Origin of the sequence: Citrobacter werkmanii, assembly GCF_008693645.1 — a bacterium.
Taxonomy (GTDB): Bacteria; Pseudomonadota; Gammaproteobacteria; order Enterobacterales; family Enterobacteriaceae; genus Citrobacter; species Citrobacter werkmanii.
This window is the reverse complement of record NZ_CP044101.1, coordinates 3,074,397-3,089,135: the sequence shown is the minus strand read 5'-3', so window position 1 is coordinate 3,089,135 and position 14,739 is coordinate 3,074,397. Positions and strand designations below refer to the sequence as shown.

Below are 14,739 nucleotides of genomic sequence, written 5' to 3'. Positions count from 1 at the left end.
TTGCTTACTCTGGCGATTGAGTCACGCTCAAGTAATTTTTCATTTGTCCGATAATTTGCATATATAAAATACATTTATGTGTTAGCTTGTTTCATATGTTTGGATGATTATCAATCGCAGGGGCATTACCACTTAGTATGCAGGATCATGATTTCTTTACCTGGCGACGGAGCATGCTGTTACGCTTTCAGGAAATGGCGACGGCAGAGGATGTCTATAATGAGTTACAACAACAGACGCAGCATTTAGAGTTCGATTTCTACGCTCTCTGTGTTCGTCATCCCGTACCCTTTACCCGTCCTAAAACGTCACTTCATACGACCTATCCCAAAGCGTGGGTGGCACATTATCAGTCCGAGAATTATTTCGCCATTGATCCGGTGCTGAAGCCTGAAAACTTCAGCCAGGGGCATTTACCCTGGGACGATAGCTTGTTTCGTGATGCGCAACCCCTGTGGGACGCCGCACGCAATCACGGTTTACGCAAAGGGATGACGCAATGTTTAATGTTGCCGAATCGGGCGTTGGGATTTTTATCGGTATCGCGAGCGAGTGTCCAAAATAGTCGTTTTGCGAATGATGAAGTGGAGCTCAGAATGCAGCTTCTGGTGCGGGAAAGCCTGTCGGTGCTGACGCGACTGGAAGATGACATGGTCATGGTGCCAGAGATGCGTTTTAGCAAGCGGGAAAAAGAAATATTGAAGTGGACCGCAGAGGGGAAAACGTCTTCGGAGATAGCGATAATACTGTCGATTTCTGAAAATACCGTTAACTTTCACCAGAAGAATATGCAAAAGAAATTCAATGCGCCAAACAAAACGCAGATAGCGTGTTACGCCGCTGCGACCGGGCTTATCTGAATAAATTATCGTTCTGAGTGTCAGACGCAAAACCGGCTGATAGCAATGCTGTCAGCCGGTTTCTTGTTACTGGCGGTAGGCCTGTTTAATTTGCTTAACAGTGCTGGAAAATACCGCAGCCTGTGATTGATCTTCAATCAGCGCGATCTGTTTTTCCATTTTAAGAATCACGCGTCCAGCATCGGCTTGACCCATTGCCTGCAGCATCAGTGTTAACAGGGCTTTCAGACAGGTGACTTCATTGGCCAGTTCCTGGTTATTCTCAGCAGTGGAAAAGTCAGGCGTACTCATTTATTTTCCTCGTTATGTTTCAATGAAAAAGTGCGATGTCAGATCTTAAGGCGGCGGAGTATACCATAAGCGAGGCTAAAAATATCAGTGGTTGTTTTTTGTGCAAGCTAAAGGGATGGACATTAAAATAAACAACATGTTGCAGTGCATATATTTTCTCCACTTGTTGTTTATTTCGAGTATTTTACTCGTTAATTGTTGTTACAACTTTGGCTGCCTGTTTTGCATTCAGCGCAGGAATATGAATTTTTTGTCACTATTCTGAAACAGCTATGCAGATATAACCGTGGCAGCAGGCTATGAGGCCTGAAATTTTCCACCCGCCGTACAATCTAATTTCCAAAAACGAGAGCAAAATCGAAAGTCGGACGTTTTTTACATTTCAAAGTTGAGATAAAACCCGTTAACATAGGACCGATTAACTATCGGTAGCGTTATCCCTATTCTGGAGATATTCCTTTGATCAACGTTTTTCTTGTTGATGACCACGAACTGGTGCGCGCAGGGATACGACGCATTCTGGAAGATATAAAAGGCATAAAAGTTGTCGGCGAAGCGTGCTGCGGTGAAGATGCGGTGAAATGGTGCCGCTCAAATACCGTGGACGTTGTGCTGATGGATATGAATATGCCCGGTATTGGCGGTCTCGAAGCAACCCGCAAAATTGCGCGTTCAACGGCAGACATTAAAGTGATTATGCTGACGGTACATACCGAGAACCCGTTACCTGCAAAGGTCATGCAGGCAGGTGCCGCAGGATATCTCAGCAAAGGAGCCGCCCCCCAGGAAGTTGTGAGTGCCATTCGTTCGGTTTATTCCGGGCAACGTTATATTGCCTCCGATATCGCTCAGCAGATGGCGCTCAGCCAGATTGAACCTGAGAAAACGGAAACCCCGTTTGCCAGTTTGTCTGAACGCGAGTTGCAGATTATGCTGATGATCACCAAAGGTCAGAAGGTCAATGAGATTTCAGAACAACTGAATCTTAGTCCTAAAACGGTGAACAGCTATCGCTATCGAATGTTCAGTAAATTAAACATTCACGGCGATGTCGAGTTGACTCACCTGGCAATTCGCCATGGCCTGTGTAATGCGGAGACATTAACAAGCCAGTGACCGATCAGTTTGATGCCAAAGCGTTCCTGAAGAGCGTAACCAGTCAGCCCGGCGTTTATCGTATGTATGATACCGCCGGGACGGTTATCTATGTCGGGAAAGCGAAAGACCTGAAAAAAAGGCTTTCCAGTTACTTCCGTAGTAATCTCGCGTCGCGTAAGACCGAAGCGTTGGTCGCGCAAATCCAGCAGATTGATGTCACGGTGACACACACCGAAACCGAAGCGTTATTGCTTGAACACAACTACATCAAGCTGTATCAGCCGCGCTATAACGTATTGCTGCGCGATGATAAATCGTATCCTTTTATTTTCCTCAGCGGCGATACTCATCCACGCCTGGCGATGCATCGTGGGGCCAAGCATGCCAAAGGCGAGTACTTTGGACCGTTCCCCAACGGCTATGCCGTACGAGAAACGCTGGCGCTGCTGCAGAAAATTTTTCCCATCCGCCAGTGCGAAAACAGCGTGTATCGCAATCGCTCGCGACCTTGCCTGCAATATCAGATTGGCCGTTGCCTCGGTCCCTGTGTGGCGGGCCTGGTGAGTGAAGAAGAGTATGCACAGCAGGTCGAGTACGTCCGTTTATTCTTGTCCGGGAAAGACGATCAGGTATTAACCCAACTGATCGCCCGGATGGAAAAGGCCAGCCAAAATCTCGAATTTGAAGAGGCTGCGCGTATTCGTGACCAAATTCAGGCTGTACGTCGCGTCACCGAAAAACAGTTTGTCTCGAATTCCGGGGATGATCTGGACGTTATCGGGGTGACGTTTGACGCTGGCATGGCTTGTGTGCACGTACTGTTCATTCGTCAGGGTAAAGTGTTGGGCAGTCGCAGCTATTTCCCGAAAGTACCGAATGGAACAGAACTCGGCGAGGTGGTGGAAACCTTTGTCGGGCAGTTTTATTTGCAGGGAAGTCAGATGCGTACCTTACCCGGCGAGATCCTGCTCGATTTTAATCTTAGCGATAAAACTCTGCTGGCGGATTCATTGTCTGAACTGGCCGGGCGGAAGATTAATGTTCAGACGAAACCGCGCGGAGATCGTGCGCGTTATCTGAAGCTGGCGCGTACCAACGCGGCAGTAGCGTTAACCACCAGGCTTTCTCAGCAGTCGACCATTACTCAGCGACTGACGGCGCTGGCATCGGTATTGAAGTTACCCGCTGTAAAACGCATGGAATGTTTTGACATCAGCCATACGATGGGCGAGCAGACGGTCGCCTCCTGCGTGGTTTTTGATGCCAATGGCCCACTGCGCGCAGAGTATCGTCGTTATAACATCACCGGCATTACGCCGGGCGACGATTATGCGGCGATGAATCAGGTTCTGCGTCGGCGTTACGGTAAGGCGATAGAAGAAAGTAAGGTTCCGGACGTCATATTGATCGATGGCGGTAAAGGTCAGTTGGGACAGGCGAAAGCCGTTTTTGCTGAGCTGGATGTTCCCTGGGATAAACAGCACCCACTTTTGCTGGGGGTGGCGAAAGGGGCCGATCGTAAAGCGGGTCTGGAAACGCTATTCTTTGAGCCGGAAGGAGAGGGCTTTAGCCTGCCGCCGGATTCGCCCGCATTGCATGTGATACAGCATATCCGCGATGAATCTCACGATCATGCGATTAGCGGACACCGGAAAAAACGCGCGAAGGTGAAAAGTACCAGCACGCTTGAGACCATTGAAGGCGTTGGGCCTAAGCGTCGGCAGATGTTGTTGAAATATATGGGCGGTTTGCAAGGTCTTCGTAACGCAAGTATTGAAGAAATTGCAAAAGTGCCGGGTATTTCGCAAGCTCTGGCAGAAAAGATCTTCTACTCGTTGAAACATTAGGCCCTCTGTAGCAACATAGGGGTAATTTCACTGACAACAGATAGTTATCCGTCATATGCAATTTAATATCCCTACGTTGCTCACGCTGTTTCGCGTCATCCTGATCCCATTCTTTGTATTGGCGTTTTATCTGCCATTCACCTGGGCTCCCTTTGTTTGTGCGCTGATCTTCTGTATTGCGGCGGTCACCGACTGGTTTGATGGCTATCTGGCGCGTCGCTGGAACCAAAGCACGCGTTTTGGCGCCTTCCTCGACCCCGTTGCCGATAAAGTGCTGGTTGCTATCGCGATGGTGCTGGTGACGGAGCACTATCACAGCTGGTGGGTGACGCTTCCTGCCGCCACGATGATCGCGCGTGAAATTATCATCTCTGCGCTACGTGAATGGATGGCAGAACTGGGTAAACGCAGCAGTGTGGCAGTGTCCTGGATCGGTAAAGTGAAAACCACTTCGCAGATGGCCGCATTGGCGTGGCTGCTGTGGCGTCCAAATATTTGGGTAGAGTATGCCGGGATCGCACTTTTCTTCGTCGCTGCGGTACTGACTTTGTGGTCAATGTTCCAGTATTTGAGCGCTGCATGGGGAGATTTGCTTGAACAGTGATCGTTTCGGCGCAAATTTCAGCAAACGATCGTCAGTGGTGAAAAATATCGTTGACTCATTGCGTCAGGTAAGTAGAATGCAACGCATCGAACGGCAGCACTGATTGCCAGACGATAACAAAATCAAGTGATTAACAAAGTTACTTGGTGATGCGGGAATAGCTCAGTTGGTAGAGCACGACCTTGCCAAGGTCGGGGTCGCGAGTTCGAGTCTCGTTTCCCGCTCCAAATTAAAGGCATCGGCAATAGCGGGTGTCGGCTGAAAAGCCAGAAGATTTCGGCGCGTTAGCAAAGCGGTTATGTAGCGGATTGCAAATCCGTCTAGTCCGGTTCGACTCCGGAACGCGCCTCCAATTTCTTCCCGAGCCCGGATGGTGGAATCGGTAGACACAAGGGATTTAAAATCCCTCGGCGTTCGCGCTGTGTGGGTTCAAGTCCCACTCCGGGTACCATGGGAAAGAATAGAATAATCAAAGCAATAAGCAGTGTCGTGAAACCACCTACGGGTGGTTTTTTTGTGCCTGAGATCTTGGTAAATCAATAAACTTTCGCTACATGTTGATCATGCTCCCAGACGGACTATTGCCATACCTCAAGCATGATGGATGAGAAATTATTCCAGTACATGCCTGGCATGTCGTTAGCGAATGCGCAGAGATTTCCTGAATATGGTGCGGTCCATCCTTTTGTGTGACGGGTCCCGTCGCCAATCACGAACAGAGAGTCCACCCTTTCATCAATCGCTCCAATCAGGGTAAACCAGTTAGCACCTGGTAGTCTGCAACGCAGATTTTTTTTGGCAATCTTGAGATACCAAAGGTCATAACCGTTGGGGTTACATAGGATAAAAAAATCGAGCCATTTCCCCGTTGCTCTGAAAAAATAAGTCTCTCCTTTTATGACAAATAACTGTGTATTACCCCATTCCTCACGAGCGTAAATGGGGGTTTTTACCATTATTCGGGAAGCCCCCGGCGGTGGGGGAAGCTTTAGTGTGTTCATGATTGTTTGTGAAATGGATTGAAGCCAGTGAAAATATCAGCAACCTCATCCAGCCATCCCAAAATTTTGAGATCGCCTGCCAGTGAAGTCGGCGGCTGGGAAATTAAGGTGTCCAGTTTGATCAAGCGGTCGAAATTGACCTGTACTGGACCCTGTCGCAACGTAACGCCATCAGAGTGATAAAACGGAACTTTCGCCAGTTGCATGATATTTATGATTTCTTGCGCTATCAGTCCATAGGTAATGGTTGTGGGATGGATACCATCAAGTGAGAATAATCCGCCCTGAATCCGTCCTTGCGGACCAGAAGAGAAGAAATGTGATGTGACTGCAGGGTATAGTGTTTTTAACGCGTAAGGTAATTCATAAGGTGTCCACCAGTCTGGGCGAGCGGAAAAGTCTGTGATATAACGTCGCGCAGCAAGACGATCGAGCATGCCTGCTATATCCATAACATACCAATCTTTACCTTGCTTTCGGCGTTCCTTGACTATTGCCGAAATGGTGTCGTTATACTGATCAACTGCGCTATCAAGGGCCCTGGCTTCATTCGCGGTGATGTGAGGGTCGTTCGATGGATTAAACTGATCGTCTTTAACCCATGGACGTGTGTAATACGGAAAATAGCGAGAACCTTTCTCTACTTTTCCTTCAACGCCGCGTGCGATCGGAGCAATTGTGACATGCGGTACATTGACTAAAATTACATGCTGAGCTTTTATTTCATCCAGTTTTTGCGCGAGTAGTTGATATTCACTCTCAAAATGAGTTGGACGCCATGCCGTAAAGCTGTTTTTCGCTTTACCTAGTTGATCATAACCGCTATTGCTCCATTCCACCTTCAGATGAGTGACGGCTCCAAGAACATTATTCGCCCCAAGAAAGACTATAAGGGTCTCAATTCCGGGGGTTTTGTCATTGCCTCCGGTTCCGGGTAATGCCCCTTGTTCACCAAGCTTTCTGGCCGCATCCAATACTGTGTCGTTTAATGAAAAAGAACTATAAACTCCTAGTCCTGCTCTGATATTGGCATTTTCAACAACCTGCGAAAAGACATTATCTTTAGGGATAACCCTGTCCTTTAGCAGGTTTTGGGTCGTGCGGTCCAGTACATCACGCAGATCCCAACCATATACAGCAAGGTTATGCATTATGCCGGAAGTTGGGGGGACTGTTGCTCCTGTGCCTCTTTCCCAGTAATCTTCGATTTGAGCCATCAGGTGACGGGCTTCGAAAAGAGCTAGCGGAAGTTCCAGCACGTTAATATCAGGTCCGAATTTTTGTTCCAATACACGCAAGAGATATTCAATATTTAGTGGTAACCCGCCGTAGCCGTCATAAAGAGGAAAACGAAAAGAGGAGTCACATCCTATTTCATATGCGACAATTTTCGGCCAGCTAAGTCGGGTATTGAAAATGGCACCGCTCTGAAATCCCTGTGTTACGGAGTCACCGATCGTGACTAACTTATTCGTACTGATACCTTTTATAATACTTTGAGCTACGGCTACTCCAAGAGTAGGGTCCTGGTCAGGGGCGCGAGACTCCATTTTAATGATGACATCATCAGGAGTATTAATATCTCTTTGGTCGTTTCTGAGTTTTCTGATCATAATGGGCTCTGCATAGTAAACTGAAAAAGTTGCAGCAACGTGCTGTGACGTAAGCCAACACTGGATGGATTAGTGACATAATTTTCAAGTCACAAAAATTATATTGTTGTGAATGGATACTTTTTATTTTTGTATTTCAGCACATATTGTATATATGAAAAAAGCATTAATTTTTTCAAGCAGAATAATAAAAGCAGTTGATAATATTATCATTAGAAATAGTCAAAGATTGCTTTTCTTCTACTGGTACTTCCCTTGTGCAATAGCTTGTAGTGTTTTCACCCCCGGCAGCAGAAAAAAAGCGGTTCCTTTGGTGGTCACGAAATTGTGTAATGCCACGTTTTGACTACTCTGCTCGGTCGGAATCAAGAAGGGAGTGGTGGTATTTGCAGAAGAGCGATTTGCCAAAGGATCCTGGGCGTGTTGATCGGGAAAAATGGGACTGAAGTCATTCACTTTCATCCAACCCGTGAGTTTGTAGAACTGCCGAAGAATACTGGCGCAAATAAACATTCCTACCAGCCCACGTTCAACCTGATCATCCTCCTCCTCAGTTAATTTTGGCCCGAATGGGGTACCTCGGCGAATAACTCGGGGGATCTCTTCTGCCGCTGAAGTAGGATTGAGCGCTTGATCTCGCGGATTAACAACCCGGATATGCGCGGAGAAAGGACACCGCTGACCATTAAGATCTCCGGTGTAACCAAAGTTGTTACTACTGGAAAGTAATGTATTGGGCACATCAGGCGACTCGACTAGTGGCGTGCCATCACGCCATCGTCCCATCAATTTGGCTGCGAGCAATTCTTCTGCGTCCTTCGGTGGCAATAATGGGAATACTCTGGGACCTTCTGTACGAAGAAAGCGGTTAAACAACGCCACATCCTGGTAAAGCCAACGAAACACGGAATAGGAGCCGTTGCGAACTAACTCCGTTGCCAGAACAGAGTCTGGAGAAGAAGGCAGTATCATTGGAGCTGATTGGATCTTCTGTGTTGCGTAGCCGAGAATAAAATGCCGATAGTCAATTTCGCCTTGTTGAAGGGGGGCATCATTCCAGCGAACTGTAGGCTGGGAGATACCATCACGATAGCCAAAATGAAGTTCGCCGGGGGTATTGTCGATCCACCCGCCTTCAATAGCTCTATCTTCTCTGGTCGGGCGTAATTCCTGACAACCAATGGCAGCGTTGCGAACATCGGCAGTCACTTCGTCCAGAATCTCAAGTGACTGCGTGTACAGGTGCACGACCAGATGTATCTGTTCCGTTTTGAATTTTCCATTCCACCAGTTTGCTGGATCGCTAAGACCTAAATCTCCCATCGTTTGTTTATTTGGTTCCTCCCGAAACTCCGAAGGGAAAAATTTTAACAAGCGGGGGGCCACTCGTAGTGCTTCAAGTCCTTTATAGGTGATCCCGACGTTGAGTAATGCTGAGGGTTTTGCCGCGGGTAGGACCATCGCATGCGTTGTCAACGGTGCCAGGTAATCCAGTAAACGTTTACCTGCCTCCTGGCTGGTGATTTCAAACAAGAGATGACGGGACTTTGAGTAGCCGTAACTATGGTGAATCAAGCCCTGGATATCGGACAGATCTGTTAAAGACATACGGGCCGCCTTATAGACAATTGAAAAACGGGAATCCATGAGTGCCGATTCCCGATTGTGTAAACTGTGCTTCATTTGGATAGTGCAAGCTTTATGTCATTTACCGTCTTATCTTCAAATGCTGAGAATAGCCATCCAGCTTCATCATCATCATCTTTTTTTCCCAGAGCATGTACGTCGAAACTTTTTGATGTTGCGACAAACAAATCTTCACTCTGCATTAAATCATCTATGGCAGGAGCACCTTCTACCAGACTAAAAATACCTCTGAATACGTTAGGTAATTTGCGGTAGAAGAAGAGCGCATAGTTTATTTTATCTCCATCGTATTCAGTGAGTATCTGAATGTATTTGTCATCGAGAATTAGAATTCTGGCATAATGGACGATATTCGACTCAGCTAGCGCGTTGCCAATCTCCTTCTGGAAGGTATCTGCAAATGTTGCTTTGAGCTGTTGAAGGGCTTGTAGGGATCCCTCATCCTGTTTTAATGGCATTGTCATATTCAGAGCATGTGGCATTGTGTAACTCCCAGAGATGATTAACGATACCAGTACAACGGATAAATCAGGGGCAGAATGCTGGAGCGATGAATTAAAAAAGATTAACAGGCTCCGTTGTGTTGGAGTTTCCAGGTTAAAACTTTTTCTTTACCCTGTACCAAAGTTTAGCACTATTTTGAAGGAAGGCTGTCCTTATGAGAAATATATATTTATAATTTCAGTGGTGCTTTTATTGATGTAATGAGTCAGGGTAATCTTATTATTTTATTGGTTATTATATGTGTCATTAATACCAGCGGGTGAAATCTCTGTACAGAAATAAGAAAATATAATGAGTAATCGTAGGTGAAAATTTAAGCCAAACTGAGTTATATGGGAAACTGTTCATATAATTATGTCAAACCAGTGGCACGTATACCGAGAACGTATTTCAGGTAACGATCATTGCAGACATTGTTTGTCGATTATCGACGAATCGGTGCGTTAAGCATAAATCGTCCTCGGGCAGGGTTGTTGATAAACCCATTTCGGGCAGGATTATCGTTGAGGTCCTGGAAACCATTTATCATGGTGGGATCGCCAAAGCTATCCTGAATCGCTAAATGTCTGTGGATTCGGTTTGGTGCCCTGAACGTGAAAGCGAAATCATCTGTACCGCCAATGATGATGATGCCATTACCGGCACGGAGTGCCGCGCTTAACGCTTGCTCACTCGCGGCCTGGTTTTGTAACGCGCTGGCTGTGGCAGATGATGACGCCAGCAGCAGTAAGATGAGAACGGCGCATGAAAATACCGATGGCAGTTTCATGATTAATACCTGTTAAGAGTGTGGCTATTAAAGTATAGCTTGATGTTGTCATCTCAACTGAAAAGAAAACCAACAATTTAACCAACAGTCCCTACTGAGTCTGAGAAGCCGGGAGAGTAGCGCCGCGCGGTTAAGAACTATAATAACAGTCGACAGGCGATGACTCCTGTTGGCAGATAGTACAGATACAGGGGGCGGCCATGAGCGTCTCATTTTTTCCGCTAGTTGCGTTCACCGCATTGCTTGTCTTTAGTTGCTCAGTATGGTCGGTGGAAGAAAGAGGGGGATTATCACCGCGAGCCCGAGCCACGGATCCTGTTGCATTTTCGCTGCAGTCATTTAACAACATGACCTCTTATCAGGTCATGCTGCGATCTTCATCTGCGCAGGATGAGAATAAAATCATTCGCTACAGCTATCAGAAACCCGGCTACGTACGAATGGATTTTTCCCAGCCGCATTCAGGCGCGGTGCTCATCTTTAATCCCGTCACCGGTAAAGTGACATTATGGCCATTTGGTGTGGGGTCGTTGCCCATTTTGCACCTGTCGCCGACCAATTCATTGATCCAGGATGAGCGCGGTCATCGGGTGGATCGTTCTGATATCGGCGTGTTGTTAGGCAATATTCGCCATCTGCAGCGCGAGGGAACAACGACGGTTGTTGCTCAGGAGCGTCTAGCGGGGCGGGAGACGACGCATGTGTCTGTGGTTGGGCCGGGAATAATGACAGTGGATGGCGTTCACCGCTACGACGTCTGGCTGGATAATTATCACGGATTCCCTGCCAAAGTGATCGGCTATGCCCCAGATGGGCGGCGATTAGAAACCGTTCTTCTGGAAGCTATGGTTATCAACATCCGTTTTCCCGCTAATTTCTTCACGCCTTGAGGGAGCCCGTACTATGGCTGAGTATCAGTTTTCCACGGTCTGGCGGGTTGAGGCTTCAATCCAGGAGGTATGGGATATTTTTTCCCATCCGGACCAGTGGCCGGAATGGTGGGGCAGTCTGGAAAGAATTGTGGAGATCAAGAAGGGGGATTTACAGGGCATTGGCGCGCTACATCGTTATACCTGGAAAGGGGCGCTTCCTTATCGTTTAACCTTTGATATCAACGTATTGAATATTCTCCCTTGCTCTCTGCTTGAAGGACAAGCCAGCGGGGCGGTAGAAGGGCGAGGTGTGTGGTCTTTTACTGCGAGTGGCAAAGAGACTATTGTCAAATATGACTGGAATGTCCGAACCACTATCCGTTGGATGAATTATCTTGCCCCGCTGGCGGCACCCGTATTTCGCTGGAATCACAATGCGGTCATGCGTGAGGGGGCAAGAGGGTTAGCCCGTAAACTGGCAACGAAGGTGCATATATTTTGAGTTCAGTCAGCGTTGGGGATTAATGAGCGTCCTGATATTTAAAATTGCCTCCACTATTGATTAATAACTTAGCGATCTCAGTCAATGTCTTATCATACACGGCGGCATTTTGTAGACCTGCCTGGCGCAGAAGTTCTAAGTTTTCACGCGATGCGTTATCCAGCGTTGGATCGGCGCCGTATAGTTCAGGCTGTATTCTGTAGTATTTAGAATTTTTTACCGTTGAGGCAATTTGTTGCAGATAATACGCGGTCATCTGCGGCCCCCCCTCAAGCGCGATATCAATAGCCGGTTTTGCCCAGCCAAAGGGACCCCAGTCCTTAACTTCGGAATAGGAATACCCCTGCAGTTTCTTGCCGGTTCCCAGTGAGACAATAATCATATCCTTAATGCCAGCGACATTACTGAATTTAATCGCTTCGGAATAGGCACAGAGCGCGGGGTCGTTTGCTACCACACCGCCATCAACCAGGACAAATTTTTCGGGAACAGGGGGCAATGAATAAATACGCGCTGCTTCGAAATAGGTGGGAGCCGCAGAGGTACCCCGTAAAGCGTCCCTGACCAGGAAGTCCCGATTTTTGGCGAGGGCTGAATGTTGTTTGAAAATGACAGGAAGACGACTGCTCACGTCATAAGAAACAAAGCAGGTTGGTCTTAATAATTCACTGAGTTTTGTTTCACCGAATGCCATTTTTAATACTCGCTCCAGCTCCTTTGCAGAATATTTCTCATCGGTAGCGCCACCCAGTGAACTGATTGTTTTCCAGACACCGACATCAAAAATTTCATCCCCATCCTGAAGGTAGAAATTGACGGCTTCCTGAGCGGAGAACTTTGGTTTTCCTTTTGCGTCAGGGCAAACATAAGCAGAACACAGAATGGCCCCGGTACTGGTACCGGCAACCAGATCGAAGTAATCCGCAATTCTGGCGGCAGGATTTTCTGATATATCCTGCAATTTCTTCTCCAGTGCCACAAGTAGCATACCCGGCAGGATGCCTCTGATCCCGCCGCCATCAATAGACAGTATTCTCATTGCCATTTTTACTTCCTCCCAGAATATGAAACGGGATTATGGATTGGGTTATTTCTACTATTGCATGCATTTAAATATAGGCCGGATTTCTGCTGCGTTTGCTTCATGCGACAGGGTGATCTGGCAGATTGATATCCGCTTGCTACTGTACTTTTTTGCCTGTAAATGGCTTAATAGCGACCTTGTAGTCTCTCATTTCATTCACAGTTAACAGGTCTGTTATTGATGAATAATCTCCATCGACTCGCCTTTTTAAGTCAGCGTCTGTCTGCTGTGATGATCGCCGGTTTCCCAACGGGCCGTAGCTCAACTCTTACAACATGGACAGACAGCAATGCAACGTCGACAATTTCTCAAAAATAGCGTTCTCCTTTCCGCCGCCGGTTTAGTCGGGCCTACGGTTCTTAGCCAGACAGTACATGCCGCGGAGCCAACAGTCGCGCCTGTCGCGCGTCGACGCTTTGTCTTATCACAAACGTATAAACTCAACCCTCCTGAGGGATCGCGCGGTGTGGTGAAACTCTGGATCCCGCTACCTGTAGATACCGCGTTTCAACAAATGACAGCCCTTGCCTTTAGCGGTAACTATCAGCAGGCGTATGTCACCACCAACAATGCCTATGGCGCGAAGACGCTGTTCGCCACCTGGCCAGACTCCCAGAGCGAATTGTTGATTAACGTTGATATCGACATTGAAACCGCTGACTGGGAGCCGTTAAAGCAGGATGCGCTAAAAACCTGGCAAGTACCGGAGCAGATTATTTATCCGCTGGATGTAAAACCCTACTTGTTACCGACGGCACATACGCCTGTTGATGGGCTGGTTCTGGAAACCGCGCGCAAAATTACCGGTAATGAGCAAGATCCGCTGAAAAAAGCGCGTCTCATTTACGACTGGGTGAGTAGCCATATGGAACGAGATAATGACGTTATTGGCTGCGGTACCGGTGATGTGGCGGAGATCTTAAAAAGCGGCAAGCTCAAGGGAAAATGTACCGATATGAGCTCCGTTTTTGTTGCTTTGGCACGGGCCAGCGGTATTCCGGCGCGTGAACTGTTTGGTATCCGTCTGGGCAAAGCCAATAAGCTCGAGCGCTACTCGACAAGCGCCTTTGGCAAGGCCGATAGCGCAGGCGTTGCCGATGTCAGCGGTGGACAGCACTGTCGCGCCGAATTCTATCTGGCAGGTTACGGTTGGTTACCGTGCGATCCCGCTGACGTGACCAAAATGCGTCTGACTGAGAAAAAATCGCATCAGGACGCCGATGTCCAGGCCGTCAACGCTTATCTGTTTGGTAACTGGGAAATGAACTGGGTAGGATTCAACTACGGACGTGATTTCGAGTTGTATCCGGCGACAGAGCAGGGCGCCATGAACAACTTTGGTTATCCTTACGCAGAAGTCGATGGCGACCCGATCAATTTCTACGATCCTAAAGTGTTCTCCTACCGCTATGTCGCCACAGAACAACGCTAAAGGCGCGGGACTGACCCTGCTGACGGCCGCGGCGGCTGCCGTCACTGCCGGTTTATGCTGCGTTGGGCCGCTGTTATATCTGTTATTTGGTATTTCAGCGGCGAGCTTTGCTGTTTTAACCCGGTTTGAGTTTTTACGAATTCCTTTGATGCTGCTGTCATTGGGATTATTACTGCGTGTTTTCTGGCGACTCTATTTTTCCAAACGGTTGTGGTGTTCTGGCTGGCTAACCCTGAAACAAGCGCGCGTTCTCTACTGGTGTGCGCTGGCGTTGATTTTGCCGGTGTTATTTTACCCAACGCTGGTTGCCTGGTTTTATGAGGTGTTTGAATGAAGATTTTCACGTTAGTTGCAGGCTTATTATTGCCGTTGTGGGTTCAGGCGGCCAATCAAAAAGTGGTGCTGGATATACAAAATATGACCTGCTCGTTATGCGTAATTTCGGTCAATCAGGCATTACGCGAAACCGATGGCGTCATTAAGGCCAAATCCTCACTCAAGACAAGGCAGGCAGAAGCGATCGTGCCTGAAGGTTTTCCTACCGAGACTTTGCTTAAAGCGGTAGCAAAAACCGGGTATAGCGCGACGCTTAACCGTATTGAGCAACAATAACCA

17 protein-coding genes and 3 tRNA genes are annotated in these 14,739 nt (G+C 47.7%); 12 read left to right on the top strand and 8 right to left on the bottom strand.

Annotated elements, in window-relative coordinates:
- The first annotated feature begins 137 nt into the window (after nucleotides 1-137).
- Nucleotides 138-860, top strand: a complete 723-nt coding sequence (gene sdiA / locus FOB24_RS15595; protein WP_038641538.1) for a transcriptional regulator SdiA — start codon at nucleotides 138-140, stop codon at nucleotides 858-860.
- Between the two features lie 66 nt (nucleotides 861-926).
- Here the strand turns inward: sdiA and FOB24_RS15590 are convergent, their stop codons facing one another.
- On the bottom strand, nucleotides 927-1,151 hold the full coding sequence (locus tag FOB24_RS15590; RefSeq protein ID WP_006684077.1) for a DUF2594 family protein: 225 nt from the start codon (nucleotides 1,149-1,151) through the stop codon (nucleotides 927-929).
- Between the two features lie 19 nt (nucleotides 1,152-1,170).
- Nucleotides 1,171-1,218 carry a hypothetical protein gene (locus tag FOB24_RS24720; protein WP_419866966.1) on the bottom strand — a complete coding sequence of 16 codons (48 nt, stop codon included), beginning with the start codon at nucleotides 1,216-1,218 and terminating at the stop codon, nucleotides 1,171-1,173.
- A 392-nt stretch (nucleotides 1,219-1,610) separates the two neighbouring features.
- Here FOB24_RS24720 and uvrY point away from each other — a divergent pair, with 392 nt between their 5' ends.
- From uvrY to FOB24_RS15560, 6 genes are all read left to right on the top strand, one after another.
- The gene (gene uvrY, locus FOB24_RS15585; RefSeq protein WP_038641535.1) at nucleotides 1,611-2,267 is read left to right on the top strand and encodes a UvrY/SirA/GacA family response regulator transcription factor; all 657 of its coding nucleotides are present in this window, start codon (nucleotides 1,611-1,613) and stop codon (nucleotides 2,265-2,267) included.
- Entirely contained in the window at nucleotides 2,264-4,096 is a 1,833-nt protein-coding gene (gene uvrC / locus FOB24_RS15580; protein ID WP_150345133.1) for an excinuclease ABC subunit UvrC, read from the top strand. The genes uvrY and uvrC overlap by 4 nt, the downstream gene beginning before the upstream one ends.
- A 55-nt stretch (nucleotides 4,097-4,151) precedes the next feature.
- Nucleotides 4,152-4,700 carry a CDP-diacylglycerol--glycerol-3-phosphate 3-phosphatidyltransferase gene (gene pgsA, locus FOB24_RS15575; protein WP_038641531.1) on the top strand — a complete coding sequence of 183 codons (549 nt, stop codon included), beginning with the start codon at nucleotides 4,152-4,154 and terminating at the stop codon, nucleotides 4,698-4,700.
- A 151-nt stretch (nucleotides 4,701-4,851) separates the two neighbouring features.
- A tRNA-Gly gene (locus FOB24_RS15570) sits at nucleotides 4,852-4,927 on the top strand.
- 51 nt (nucleotides 4,928-4,978) lie between these two features.
- Nucleotides 4,979-5,052 (top strand) — tRNA-Cys (locus FOB24_RS15565).
- A 12-nt stretch (nucleotides 5,053-5,064) separates the two neighbouring features.
- Nucleotides 5,065-5,151 (top strand) — tRNA-Leu (locus FOB24_RS15560).
- Between the two features lie 127 nt (nucleotides 5,152-5,278).
- Here FOB24_RS15560 and FOB24_RS15555 read toward each other — a convergent pair.
- The 5 genes from FOB24_RS15555 to FOB24_RS15535 form a co-directional block, all read right to left on the bottom strand.
- Nucleotides 5,279-5,656: a hypothetical protein gene (locus FOB24_RS15555; RefSeq protein WP_223851215.1), complete on the bottom strand. Its 378-nt coding sequence runs from the start codon at nucleotides 5,654-5,656 to the stop codon at nucleotides 5,279-5,281.
- A gap of 41 nt (nucleotides 5,657-5,697) precedes the next feature.
- A complete protein-coding gene (locus tag FOB24_RS15550; RefSeq protein ID WP_150345131.1) occupies nucleotides 5,698-7,314 on the bottom strand; it encodes a hypothetical protein in 1,617 nt (538 codons plus the stop codon).
- 240 nt (nucleotides 7,315-7,554) lie between these two features.
- Nucleotides 7,555-8,922, bottom strand: coding sequence for a Dyp-type peroxidase (locus FOB24_RS15545; protein WP_150345130.1), 1,368 nt, complete (start codon nucleotides 8,920-8,922; stop codon nucleotides 7,555-7,557).
- Nucleotides 8,923-8,993: 71 nt separating this feature from the next.
- Nucleotides 8,994-9,443: a hypothetical protein gene (locus tag FOB24_RS15540; protein ID WP_087856032.1), complete on the bottom strand. Its 450-nt coding sequence runs from the start codon at nucleotides 9,441-9,443 to the stop codon at nucleotides 8,994-8,996.
- 446 nt (nucleotides 9,444-9,889) lie between these two features.
- Nucleotides 9,890-10,234, bottom strand: a complete 345-nt coding sequence (locus tag FOB24_RS15535; protein ID WP_085048013.1) for a hypothetical protein — start codon at nucleotides 10,232-10,234, stop codon at nucleotides 9,890-9,892.
- A gap of 200 nt (nucleotides 10,235-10,434) precedes the next feature.
- Between FOB24_RS15535 and FOB24_RS15530 the strand changes: the two genes are divergently transcribed.
- On the top strand, nucleotides 10,435-11,124 hold the full coding sequence (locus FOB24_RS15530) for a LolA family protein (RefSeq protein ID WP_121529182.1): 690 nt from the start codon (nucleotides 10,435-10,437) through the stop codon (nucleotides 11,122-11,124).
- A 13-nt stretch (nucleotides 11,125-11,137) separates the two neighbouring features.
- Nucleotides 11,138-11,608 (top strand): SRPBCC family protein, encoded by a 471-nt coding sequence (locus FOB24_RS15525; protein WP_087856035.1) that lies wholly within the window; start codon nucleotides 11,138-11,140, stop codon nucleotides 11,606-11,608.
- Between the two features lie 19 nt (nucleotides 11,609-11,627).
- Here FOB24_RS15525 and FOB24_RS15520 read toward each other — a convergent pair whose 3' ends face one another.
- Nucleotides 11,628-12,653, bottom strand: a complete 1,026-nt coding sequence (locus FOB24_RS15520; RefSeq protein WP_121529181.1) for a patatin-like phospholipase family protein — start codon at nucleotides 12,651-12,653, stop codon at nucleotides 11,628-11,630.
- Between the two features lie 328 nt (nucleotides 12,654-12,981).
- Here FOB24_RS15520 and FOB24_RS15515 point away from each other — a divergent pair, with 328 nt between their 5' ends.
- Genes FOB24_RS15515 through FOB24_RS15505 form a run of 3 tightly spaced genes read left to right on the top strand, consistent with a single transcriptional unit; the run spans nucleotide 12,982 to nucleotide 14,736 of the window.
- Nucleotides 12,982-14,124, top strand: coding sequence for a transglutaminase-like domain-containing protein (locus tag FOB24_RS15515; RefSeq protein ID WP_150345129.1), 1,143 nt, complete (start codon nucleotides 12,982-12,984; stop codon nucleotides 14,122-14,124).
- A complete protein-coding gene (locus FOB24_RS15510) occupies nucleotides 14,102-14,458 on the top strand; it encodes a mercuric transporter MerT family protein (protein WP_069323582.1) in 357 nt (118 codons plus the stop codon). Before FOB24_RS15515 ends, FOB24_RS15510 begins: the two co-directional genes overlap by 23 nt.
- Nucleotides 14,455-14,736: a heavy-metal-associated domain-containing protein gene (locus FOB24_RS15505; RefSeq protein ID WP_038641518.1), complete on the top strand. Its 282-nt coding sequence runs from the start codon at nucleotides 14,455-14,457 to the stop codon at nucleotides 14,734-14,736. Before FOB24_RS15510 ends, FOB24_RS15505 begins: the two co-directional genes overlap by 4 nt.
- Nucleotides 14,737-14,739 lie beyond the last annotated feature (3 nt).